The 10,609-nt window shown below is 70.2% G+C and carries 12 protein-coding genes; 5 read left to right on the plus strand and 7 right to left on the minus strand.

Annotated elements, in window-relative coordinates:
* Positions 1-102 precede the first annotated feature (102 nt).
* Positions 103-1,077, minus strand: coding sequence for a phosphoribosylaminoimidazolesuccinocarboxamide synthase (locus FFK22_RS39195; protein WP_221939206.1), 975 nt, complete (start codon positions 1,075-1,077; stop codon positions 103-105).
* A 117-nt stretch (positions 1,078-1,194) separates the two neighbouring features.
* On the opposite strand from FFK22_RS39195, the gene pyrH reads away from it, so the two are divergent.
* A complete protein-coding gene (pyrH, locus tag FFK22_RS39200) occupies positions 1,195-1,938 on the plus strand; it encodes a UMP kinase (protein ID WP_138893290.1) in 744 nt (247 codons plus the stop codon).
* Between the two features lie 9 nt (positions 1,939-1,947).
* Here pyrH and FFK22_RS39205 read toward each other — a convergent pair whose 3' ends face one another.
* From FFK22_RS39205 to FFK22_RS39215, 3 genes are all read right to left on the minus strand, one after another.
* The gene (locus tag FFK22_RS39205) at positions 1,948-2,280 is read right to left on the minus strand and encodes a hypothetical protein (RefSeq protein WP_138893291.1); all 333 of its coding nucleotides are present in this window, start codon (positions 2,278-2,280) and stop codon (positions 1,948-1,950) included.
* A 74-nt stretch (positions 2,281-2,354) separates the two neighbouring features.
* On the minus strand, positions 2,355-3,344 hold the full coding sequence (locus FFK22_RS39210; RefSeq protein WP_138893292.1) for an alpha/beta hydrolase: 990 nt from the start codon (positions 3,342-3,344) through the stop codon (positions 2,355-2,357).
* Between the two features lie 14 nt (positions 3,345-3,358).
* Complete coding sequence (locus FFK22_RS39215; RefSeq protein WP_138893293.1) at positions 3,359-4,276, minus strand: MBL fold metallo-hydrolase; 918 nt, start codon at positions 4,274-4,276, stop codon at positions 3,359-3,361.
* Positions 4,277-4,363: 87 nt separating this feature from the next.
* Between FFK22_RS39215 and FFK22_RS39220 the strand changes: the two genes are divergently transcribed.
* On the plus strand, positions 4,364-5,299 hold the full coding sequence (locus tag FFK22_RS39220) for a LysR family transcriptional regulator (RefSeq protein ID WP_138893294.1): 936 nt from the start codon (positions 4,364-4,366) through the stop codon (positions 5,297-5,299).
* Between the two features lie 7 nt (positions 5,300-5,306).
* Here the strand turns inward: FFK22_RS39220 and FFK22_RS39225 are convergent, their stop codons facing one another.
* Positions 5,307-6,218 (minus strand): hypothetical protein, encoded by a 912-nt coding sequence (locus FFK22_RS39225; protein WP_138893295.1) that lies wholly within the window; start codon positions 6,216-6,218, stop codon positions 5,307-5,309.
* 391 nt (positions 6,219-6,609) lie between these two features.
* Between FFK22_RS39225 and FFK22_RS39230 the strand changes: the two genes are divergently transcribed.
* Both FFK22_RS39230 and FFK22_RS39235 read left to right on the plus strand, forming a co-directional pair.
* Positions 6,610-7,692: a 3-deoxy-7-phosphoheptulonate synthase gene (locus FFK22_RS39230; RefSeq protein ID WP_138893296.1), complete on the plus strand. Its 1,083-nt coding sequence runs from the start codon at positions 6,610-6,612 to the stop codon at positions 7,690-7,692.
* 224 nt (positions 7,693-7,916) lie between these two features.
* Complete coding sequence (locus tag FFK22_RS39235) at positions 7,917-8,435, plus strand: GNAT family N-acetyltransferase (protein ID WP_138893297.1); 519 nt, start codon at positions 7,917-7,919, stop codon at positions 8,433-8,435.
* A gap of 226 nt (positions 8,436-8,661) precedes the next feature.
* On the opposite strand, the gene FFK22_RS39240 is transcribed toward FFK22_RS39235, so the two are convergent.
* Positions 8,662-9,519, minus strand: coding sequence for an SDR family NAD(P)-dependent oxidoreductase (locus tag FFK22_RS39240; protein WP_138893298.1), 858 nt, complete (start codon positions 9,517-9,519; stop codon positions 8,662-8,664).
* A gap of 85 nt (positions 9,520-9,604) precedes the next feature.
* Positions 9,605-9,919, minus strand: a complete 315-nt coding sequence (locus FFK22_RS39245) for a chorismate mutase (protein ID WP_138893299.1) — start codon at positions 9,917-9,919, stop codon at positions 9,605-9,607.
* Between the two features lie 106 nt (positions 9,920-10,025).
* Here FFK22_RS39245 and FFK22_RS39250 point away from each other — a divergent pair.
* A partial coding sequence (locus tag FFK22_RS39250; RefSeq protein ID WP_138893300.1) for a DNA-3-methyladenine glycosylase occupies positions 10,026-10,609 on the plus strand: 584 nt, incomplete at its 3' end.

The following is a 10,609-nucleotide window of genomic DNA, read 5'->3' on the forward strand; positions in this document are numbered from 1 at the left end:
CTCTCCCCAAGGAGAGGGAAAACATGGCCGCGGCTCCTTCACCTCTCCTTGGGGAGAGGTCGAAATCGCGACAGCGATTTCGGGTGAGGGGGCGGCTCCGGCCTAGTAGTATCGCGCCAGGTTCTCCCGGATCCGCTCCAGCACCGGCCTCTCCCGGTCGGGCATCTCGAAGCGCTGGCCGGTGATGGTCTCGAAGGCGCGGACATAGACCTGGGAGGTGGCGCGGATCACCTCGGCCGGGATCTCCGGGATCGGGTCCTTGTACGGGTCGCAGCGCGCCGCCACCCAGCTGCGCACGAAATCCTTGTCGAAGCTGTCCGGCCGCTCGCCGCCGGCGAAGCGCTCCTCATAGCTGTCGGCGAGCCAGTAGCGGCTGCTGTCCGGAGTGTGGATCTCGTCGGCCAGGACGATGCGGCCCTCGGCATCGGTGCCGAACTCGTACTTCGTGTCGACCAGGATCAGCCCGTGCCGGGCGGCGATCTGCTGCCCGCGGGCGAACAGGGCGAAGGCGTAGTCGCTGAGCTGCCGCCATTGCGCTGCGGTCAGCAGGCCCTGGCTGACGATCTCCTCCGGCGTCAGCGGCTCGTCATGGCCGCCGTCGAAGGCCTTGCTGGTCGGGGTGATGATCGGCTGCGGCAGCTTCTGGTTGTCGCGCAGTCCGTCGGGCAGGCGCACCCCGTACATCTGGCGCTGGCCGGCCTTGTACAGCGTCAGGATCGAGGTGCCGGTGGTGCCGGCCAGATAGTCGCGGACCACGATCTCGACCGGCAGGATGTCGAGCCGCCGGCCGACCACGACATTGGGATCGGGGTATTCGAGGACGTGGTTCGGGCAGATGTCGCGCGTCTGCTCGAACCAGAAGCGCGCGGTCTGGGTCAGCACCTGGCCCTTCAGCGGGATCGAGGCCAGGATCCGGTCGAAGGCGCTGATCCGGTCGCTGGCGATGATGATCCGTCGCCCGTCCGGCAGGTCGTAATTGTCGCGCACCTTGCCGCGATAATGGGCCGGCAGTTCCGGGATCGTCGCATCGGCAAGCACCGGATAGGGGCGATCGTCCAGGGCGGTGAAATCCATCATGCTCGTCCTTCGGCAGGTCGGCGAAATCTTTAGCGCGGCCGGGTTCCGGACACATCCGAAATCGGGCATCCTGCGGCGGTGCCGACTGAGGCGCCGATGCGACAGTCGGAGAGCACGATGGCACATTCCCCCAGGCGGCTGCTGCTGAAGCTGAGCGGCGGCGCCATGGCCGGCGCCGACGGGTCGATCTTCGGCGCCGGCGCGATCGACCACATCGTCGGCGAGATCCTGGCGGTGCATGCGCTGGGCATCGAGATCGCGGTGGTGATCGGCGGCGGCAACGTGTTCCGCGGCCGCGTCTCCGACGCCTGGCACATCGAGCGGGCCGAGGCCGACAACATCGGCATGCTGGGTACCATGGTCAACGCGGTGATGCTGCGCGCGGCGCTGACCGCGCGGTCGGCCGAGGTGCGGGTGATGAGCGCAGTGCCGATCCCGTCGATGGCCGAGCCCTATATCCGGCTGCGCGCCGACCGGCACCTGGCCAAGGGCGCCATCGTCGTGCTGGCCGGCGGCAACGGCCAGCCCTATGTCACCACCGACTACCCGGCGGTGCAGCGGGCGATCGAGCTGCGCTGCGACGCGGTGCTGGCGGCCAAGGACGGGGTCGACGGCGTGTTCACCGCCGATCCGCGGACCGACCCCGCGGCCCGCAAATACACCAGCCTGGCCTTCGCCGACGCGATCCAGCAGGAGCTGAAGGTGATGGACCAGTCGGCGATCCTGCTGGCGCGCGACCACGGGCTGCCGCTGCACGTCTTCGCCTTCGACCGGCCGGACGCGATGCAGCGGATCTGCCGGGGCGAGGCGGTGGGAACGCTGATCGCCCCCGGCGTGGCCACGGTGCTGGCGGAAGGCTGAGGGCGGCCCTCAGCCCTCCCGCCCACTCCGGCCCTGCGCGCGCAGCATCGACACGAAGTCCGCGACGACCTTGATGAAGGAGGCGTGGATTCTGGGGTCGGCATCGTCGTAGGTGCCCGGCGTTTTGGACGGGAGCGCCTCGAGCGCGTCAGCCGCCGCGAGACAATCGGCCGAAGACAGGGACCGCAGATCCGACGAGACCCTGTTGTGGTCCGCCGTGCCATGGCTCTTGATCGAACGGTTGATGACGAAGGTCTCCACCGTCCCGTCGAGCCGCTCGGCGAAGAGCGCGAGCGACCCGCCATCCGCCGCCGCCGCGCTGTCGGAGATCGCTTTGAACATGGAGCCTCCCGGCGCGTTGCGGACGGAGCGAGGCTAGCCTCGTTCAGGGCGAGCGGCCACAACGCTTCCGAACGTCACCCCTCCGGCGCGTAGGTCTCGTCCAGAAAGTCGCCGACGGCGCGAAAAGCCTGCAGGCGGTTCTTTTCCATCAGCACCATGTGGGTGCCCTCGCCGATCTCGACCCAGCGGCGGTAGGGCGCGCCGGTGAGATGGGTGAAGTAGTCCTGGGCGACGGCGAGCGGCACGTCGAGGTCCCATTCGGCGTGGACCAGCAGCACGGGGACGGCGATGGCGCCCGGATCGTAGAACGGCCGGCCGATGCTCCAGTATTCGCGGGTGTCGAGGATCGGGCCGGTGGAGGCGCGCATCGTCGGCGGCGACTGGACCCGGCCTTCGGAGTCGGTGGCCAGCGCGGCCGTGGCCCAGGTGTCGAACCAGCCCTCCGGGATCAGGCCGTCGCGCTTGCCCTCCGGCGCCCCTTCCAGCCAGCGGGCCTTGCCTTGCAGCACCTGGATCCGGCGATACGCGCCGAGCGTCCCGCCCGGGTCTATCCGGGCCTTTCCCGGGTTCAACCATTGCGGCGCGACCAGGGCCAGCTTCGCCACCTTCGCATTGTTCCGGCTGGTATAGGCGCCGGCGACCGAGCCGCCCCAGGACATGGCGACGATGTTGGTCCGCGCCAGGCCGCGCCGCCGCAGCACGAAATCGACCGCAGTCGTGAAATCGCGCACCCCGGTCTCGGTGCGGCCGAGGGGCGGGTTCTCCTCCGGCGGCCGGTCCATCTCCGGCGGCCTGGTCGAGCCGCCGGTGCCGCGGATGTCGACGGCATGGACGTCGTAGCCGCGGCGGGCCAGCCAATCCATGAAGGAGTAGCCGCCGACCGGCACGTCGAACAGGGTGCCGGAGGAATAGGTCGCGCCGTGCATCAGCACGATGCTGCGCTCCGGCGAGAATTCGCGCATCCCGGCCGGCCGCTTGTTGCGGATGTGCAGGTCGATGCCCGGCGTGTCGCTGGGGATCATCAGGTCTTCGACCGTGATTTCGGACGGCGTATCTCTGGTCATGGTCTCGGCTCCGGTCACGCGAAGGTCCAGTCGAAGCGGTCGCCGCGGCGGGTGATGCGGCCGGCCGAGCTTTCGGGGAAATGGCCGGGCAGGACCAGGGCGCCGGTCTCCGCCGCATGCTCCAGCAGCCAGCGGCGGGAGGCGCGCGCCGGCTCCGGGAACTCGCAGTAGCGGGAGTTCCAGCCCGGCTCGTAGACCTGCAGCGGGTGGTGCATCACGTCGCCGGCGAACAGCGCCTCCTCGCCGCGCGAGCGCAGGCGGATCACTGCGTGGTCGATGCTGTGGCCGGGGGCCGGGTGGAAGGAGAGGCCGTCCAGCACCTCGCCGCCATCGATCGCCACCAGATCGGCCAGCCCCGCCTCGAGCACCGGGCGGACGCTGTCCTGGTAGACGCCGTCGAGCGGCGGGTGCCGCGGCGCGCCGAGCGCCGGGTCGGGGCGGAAGCCGCCGCCTGCAGCCAGGCTGTCGCCGTAGCGCTGCTCGACCGCCGAGAAATGGTGCCGGGCATTGGCAAAGGTCGGCACCCAGCGCCGGTCGACCAGCCGGGTGTTCCAGCCGACATGGTCGGCATGGACATGGGTGATCAGGACATGGTCGACATCCTCCGGCCGCACTCCGGCCGCTTCCAGGCGCTGCAGATACGGCACGTCGAGCCGGTGCATGATCGGCACCGCCGGCCGCTCCTTGCCGTTGCCGGTGGCGGTGTCGATCAGGATGGTGTGGCGGGGCGTGCGCACCAGCCAGCTGTGGATGCCGAGGCCGATCGCCCCGGTCTCGGGATCGAGCGCCCCGGCCGGCAGCCGGCCGCGGTGCCGGTCGGCGGCCTCGGGGTCGATCTCGGGGTAGAGCTCGGCCGGCGAGCCGTGGGTCAGCGGGATCTCGTCGATCCGGGTGATGATGGCGTCGCCGATGCGAAAGCTGGGGGAGCCCATGGGCCGTCTCCGCTGTGGGCGCGCCGCTTGACGGCGCCGGCCCAAGACGTATGGTCCGCAGGGTCAGCAATCAAATCGATCCGCCTCATGGGCTCCATCGATCATTTCGATCTTCGGTCCTTCGACCTGAACCTGCTGGTCGCCTTCGACGCGCTGATGGAGGAGCGGACGGTCACCCGCGCCGCCACCCGGCTGAAGGTGCAGCAGCCGGCGATGAGCCACAGCCTGTCGACCCTGCGGGTGCTGCTGCAGGACGAGCTGTTCGTGCGCGTCGGCCAGGCGATGCAGCCGACCGCCAAGGCGCGCGCGCTGGCGCCGCGCATCCGCCAGGCCCTGCAGCAGATGCAGGAGGTGCTACGGGCCGAGGACGGCTTCGACCCCGAGACCCAGGACCGGATCTTCCGCCTGGGCTTCTCCAGCGAGCTGGAACTGCTGCTGATGCCGGACCTGACGGCGGAGCTGCGGCGCTGCGCCCCCGGCATCCGGGTGATCGGCCGCCCGGTGTTCCGCGAGGAGGTGCACCGGCTGCTGGACGAAAGCGAGATCGACCTGGCGGTGGGCTGTTTCGACCATGGCGCCAGCCGGCACCGCGGCATGGAGCTCTACGACCAGGCGCTGGCCTGCTGCTTCAACCGCGACCTGCTGCCGCTGGACCCGCCGGTCGAGCTCGACACCTATCTCGCGACCGGCCACGCGCTGGTGACGCTGAACAACCTGCTGCAGGGCTGCCTGGACGAGGCGCTGGGCCGGGTCGGCGCCAGCCTGAACGTGGTGATGGCGTCGGCGGAGTTCATGACCGTGCTGGCGACCGCGGCCGAGGCGCCGGTGCTGGCCACCCTGCCGGCGCGGATGGCCCGACGCTACGGCCCGCGCTTCGGGCTGACGCTGAGCCCGCTGCCGCTGCCCCTGGAGCTGCGGCTGCCGGCGGTGGCGATGGTGTGGTCGGCCCAGACCGACCGCGACCCCGGCGCCGCCTGGCTGCGCGACCGGCTCGCGCCGATCCTGCGGCGGCAGTCGAACTAGAGCCGGATCAGTTCACGCCCTGGACCGAGCGCAAGGCGAAGTCGCCGCCGAAATTCACCAGCATCACGCCGTTCCAGCCGTCGCGGAACCCGTTGTCGCTGGCCTCGATGATGGTCTTGCCGTCGAGCGCCACCACCATCCGGCCGGCGGCGTCGCGGGTCCAGGTCAGGCGGGTGCGGTCGCCGCGGCGCAAGGGCGCGGTGTTGGTGGTCTGCGCCACCTGGGTGATGCCCGAGCGGCCGGCGCGGTAGAGGGCGAAGACCGGGCTGTTGGACGGCAGATAGACCAGCCGGTAGCCGGAATCCTTCGACGCGCCCTGGAACACCCGGATCTCGAACTGGCCCTGGTTGGCAGCATCGGTCAGGTCGAATTCGAGGCCGAAATTGTTCTTCAGCCCCTGCTGCAGCGAGATCGCCGCGACCCCGCCCTGCTGCCCGTTGGCCGCCTTGGTGTCGCTGTGCAGGCCGCTCTTGTCGACCGTCCAGGTGCCCTGCAGCGAGGTCCAGGCCGGGTTGGCGGTGTAGTTGCCGTCGCTGAAATCGTCGCTGAACACACGGGTGCCGGCCAGCGAGGCCGGCTGCGCCGTCGCGGGGGCGGCCGGGGCCGGAACGGGCGCCGCGGCCGGCGGCTGCGCCGGGGCCGCCGGCGGCTGGGCCGGGACCGGCGCATCGGCGGCCGGCGGGGCGATGGTGGCGGAATAGCGCTGCTCCAGCCCCTTCAGGTCGGCGATGAAGTCGGGGCTGGCCGCCTTGTCCCGTTCGGCCTGGCTGATCATCCGCGACAGGTCGTCGAGCAGCGCCTTGGTCTGGTCCTGCTGCGCCGGCTGCCAGGGGGCATAGCGCGGGGTGGTCTGGGCCAACGCCGTGGTGGACAGCAGGGCGGCGGCGAGGACGGGCAGAAGGGCTCGGACGGGTTTCATCGACGGGGCTCCGCTTCCAGGTCGCGACGGCATATGCCGTTCTGACGCGCCGGACCGCCGGGCTCAAGCCCTTCCGGTCGGCGCCCCGGAAAAACCCTCGGGGAGCACGCCGGTTCCGGCCCGGCATCACCGTCGCAACATTCCGAATGCCGTGGCGCCCGGATCCGACGCTTCCTGCAAGAACGGCCGTGACAAAGTCGCGGTCCCGGCTTATATGCAGGACATGAACTCCGTCCGCGCCACCTATTTTTGGTACTTTAGCTTCCCGCTGCCAGCGGCGGAGCGAGGGTGCGCGTGATCTGAAGTTCGATCCACAGCCGACCCGAGAGCCGCCAGACCTCCTGGCGGCTTTTTTGTTGCCGCCGGCGGGGTGAACCCAGGAGCCCAAGCCGTGTTGAAGACCACCGACGACCTGCGCATCCGCGAGATCAAGGAGCTGAGCACACCCGCCGAGGTGATGCAGGAGTTCCCGCGCGATGCCGTGGCCACCCGCACCGTCACCGAAGCCCGCCGCGCCCTGCACGGCATCCTGCACGGCAGCGACGACCGCCTGGCGGTGGTGATCGGCCCGTGCTCGATCCACGATCCCGAAGCGGCGCTGGACTATGCCCGCCGGCTGCAGCCGCTGCGCCAGCGCCTGGGCGGCGAGCTCGAGATCATCATGCGGGTCTATTTCGAGAAGCCGCGCACCACGGTGGGCTGGAAGGGGCTGATCAACGACCCCGACCTGGATGGCAGCTTCCAGATCGACAAGGGGCTGCGGCGGGCGCGCAGCGTGCTCCTGGAGGTCAACCGGCTGGGCCTGCCGGCGGCCTGCGAGTTCCTGGACATGACCACGCCGCAATACATCGCCGACCTGGTCGGCTGGGGCGCGATCGGCGCCCGCACCACTGAGAGCCAGATCCATCGCGAGATGGCGTCCGGCCTGTCCTGCCCGGTCGGCTTCAAGAACGGCACCGACGGCAATGTGAAGATCGCGGTCGACGCCGTCTCCTCCGCCTCGCAGCCGCATCATTTCATGGCGGTGACCAAGAGCGGCCGATCGGCCATCGCCTCGACCGCCGGCAATGACGACGCGCACATCATCCTGCGCGGCGGCAAGGCGCCGAACTACGACGCCGCCAGCGTCGAGGCCGCCTGCGCCGAGCTGGCCAAGGCCGGGCTGCGGCCGGCGGTGATGATCGACGCCAGCCATGCCAACAGCAGCAAGAAGCCGGAGAACCAGCCGAAGGTGGTCGACGACGTGGCGCGCCAGGTCGAGGCCGGCGACGGCCGCATCGTCGGCGTCATGGTCGAGAGCCATCTGGTCGCCGGGCGGCAGGAGCTGGTGCCCGGCCGGCCGCTGGTCTACGGCCAGAGCATCACCGACGGCTGCATCGGCTGGGACGAATCGATCGTGGTGCTGGAGCGGCTGGCCGCTTCGGTCGCAGCGCGACGGACTGTAACACCTCGGACGTTGACGGCGACCGCCTGAGTCGGGATCATTCCTGCATGACCCGCTTCTTCCGAGCTAGTACCGCTGCCAAACGACGTCGCCCTTCGGCGACGGCGGCGCTGCGGTGCGCCGGGAGAGGCGGGGGAGCCGCCGGGACCCGTCCCGGCTGATCCCAACCGGATCCCGACCCACCGCAACCCGCCGTCCCCGACCGGCGGGTTTTTTCTTGCCGGCCGCCCTGCCCCCCCGAAGGAACGCAGACCATGAGCCAGCCCGCCCTCGACCCGCAGGCCCACCAGGCGCCGATTGAGCCCCGGATCCGCCGCGCCGTTGCCGGCGACGCCGATGCCGTCCGGGCGCTGACCCGCGCCGCCTATGCCAAATGGGTGCCGGTGATCGGCCGCGAGCCGAAGCCGATGACGGCCGATTACGACCAAGCCGTGCACGAGCACCGGATCGACCTCCTGTTCGAGGGCGACGATCTGGTGGCGCTGATCGAGATCATCGACCGCGGCGACCATCTGCTGATCAAGAACCTGGCGGTCGCGCCCCACGCCCAGCGCCGCGGCCACGGCAAGCGCCTGCTGGCCCATGCCGAGGCGCTGGCGGCCGATCTGGGCCGGCCGCTGCTGCGGCTCTACACCAATCCGCGCTTCGCCGGGAATGTCGACCTCTACGCCCGCGCCGGCTTCGCCGTGGACCGCGAGGAGCCGTTCCTCGAAGGCACCACCGTGTTCATGAGCAAGCCGGTGCAGCTGGACCGGCCGGGCTTGTCGGGTTGAGAGACTGGAGCCCCAGCCTGGCCCCCGATGAAAAATCGAAAGGACGATGAAATACCTGAAGTGGAACCAAGCTGGGACTTAAATCTTATGACTGATTACCTTTAAGTGCAAGTTGAATAGTTTTGTCCTACTTAACCGTGCAAATAAGCCATGCGAAAATTTGAGAAAATGCAATTGATCCGATGAGGAGCCGGGCTGCCCCGTTCCAGGGGCAGCCCGGAGACGGTCAGTCCGGCCGCGCCATATAGGCGGCGAAATCGTCCCTGTGGTCGCGATGCCAGCGCGACAGGGCCGGGCGGTTGCGGATGATGTCCTCCGCCGCCCAGCGGATGCGCTTCTCGTCCATCGCCCGGGTGACGTCGTTATCGGGGCAGAGGATATAGAAATCGCCGCGGCCGAGGCTGTCGAGCATGAACTCCACCACCTGCTCCGCGGTCCAGGCGGCCGCCGGCTTCTCGGCGCCGCCGCGCGCGGTGATGCCGGTGAAGGTGTAGCCCGGGATCAGCAGATGGGCGGTGATGCGGCAGCCCTCGGTCTCGCGCAGCGCATGCGCCAGCCCTTCGGTCAGCGCCTTCACCCCGGCCTTGGAGACATTGTAGGCGGTGTCGCCCGGCGGGGTGGTGATGCCCTGCTTCGATCCGGTGTTGACGATCAGTCCGTCGCCGCCCTGGGCGATCATTGCCGGGGCGAAGACCTGGACGCCGTTGATCACGCCGTAGAGGTTGACGTCGAGCACCCGGCGCCAGCGGTCGTAATTCTCCCACGGGCCGCCGCCCTGGCCGATGCCGGCGTTGTTCATCAGCACCGCGACCTCGCCGAAGCGGCCATAGGCCTCGTCGCGCAGCCGCTCCACCGCCTCCGGCTGCGAGACGTCGGTCGGCACGGCATGGATGTCCGGGGCGCCGCCGGCGGCGAGCTCGCTCACCTCGCGGACGGCGCGGTCGAGCGCCTCGCCGGGCAGGTCGGCCAGCACGACCTTGAGGCCGATCGAGGCGAAGCGCCTGGCGGCGGCGAGGCCGATGCCGCCGGCGGCGCCGGTGACGACGGCGACGCGGCCGGCCCGGATCGCGGGATGGGTGGACATGACGAGCTCCTCGGAGATGGCCGCGGCCGGATGGGCGGCCCTCAGTGATCTGGGTCGACTGGGCCGGGCCGGCAAGCCGGGGAGCCTACTCCCGGGCGCCGGCGCGGATCGCTTCGTGGTGGCGGATCACCTCGGCGACGATGAAGGCCAGGAATTTCTCGGCGAAGTCCGGGTCGAGATGCGAATCCTCGGCCAGCCGGCGCAGCCGCGCGATCTGCGCCGCCTCGCGATTCGGATCGGCCGGCGGCAGCCCGACCGTCGCCTTCAGCTTCCCGACCTTCTGGGTGCATTTGAAGCGCTCGGCCAGCAGGTGGACGAGGGCCGCGTCGATGTTGTCGATGCTGCTGCGCAGCTCCGCCAGCTCGGGCGGAATGGCGGGCTTCGGGGCTTGCTGGTCCATCGGGTCACCTGGCTCGGAAAGGCCAGACCATAGAGCAGCCATCCGGCTTCCGCCAAGCCGGCGGATTCCGCTTGCACCCGATGCCGCAGTCGCGGAGAGAGGCCGGATGCCCGATTCACCCGCCCCGGTTCCGCTGGATCGCACGGCCTTCGCCGCGGACGCCCCGACCGTCGCCCGCGCCCTGATCGGCACGATCCTGCTGGTCGACGGTGTCGGCGGCGCGGTGGTCGAGACCGAGGCCTATGACCGCGAGGACCCGGCATCGCACGCCTTCAACGGCCCGACGGCGCGCAACGCCCCGATGTTCGGGCCGATCGGCCACGCCTATGTCTACCGGTCCTACGGGCTGCACTGGTGCCTGAACCTGGTGTGCGATGCCGCCCGGCCGGGCAGCGCGGTGCTGATCCGGGCGATCGCGCCGACCGAGGGAGTCGAAGCCATGCGGGCGCGGCGCGGGCTGGAGGCGCTGCGGCTGCTCTGCGCCGGCCCCGGCCGGCTGGCCCAGGCGCTGGGCGTCACCGGGGCGATGACCGGGCTGCCGCTGGACGCGCCGCCCTTCCGGCTGCTACCGCGCAGCGAGGCGGAACCGGCGATCGCGGCCGGACCGCGCATCGGCCTCACCCGCGGCATCGAGACGCCCTGGCGGTTCGGCCTGGCCGGATCGGCTTTTTTGAGCCGACCGTTCCGCTG

This window comes from Mycobacterium sp. KBS0706 (assembly GCF_005938675.2).
In the GTDB taxonomy this organism is placed as follows: domain Bacteria; phylum Pseudomonadota; class Alphaproteobacteria; order DSM-16000; family Inquilinaceae; genus Inquilinus.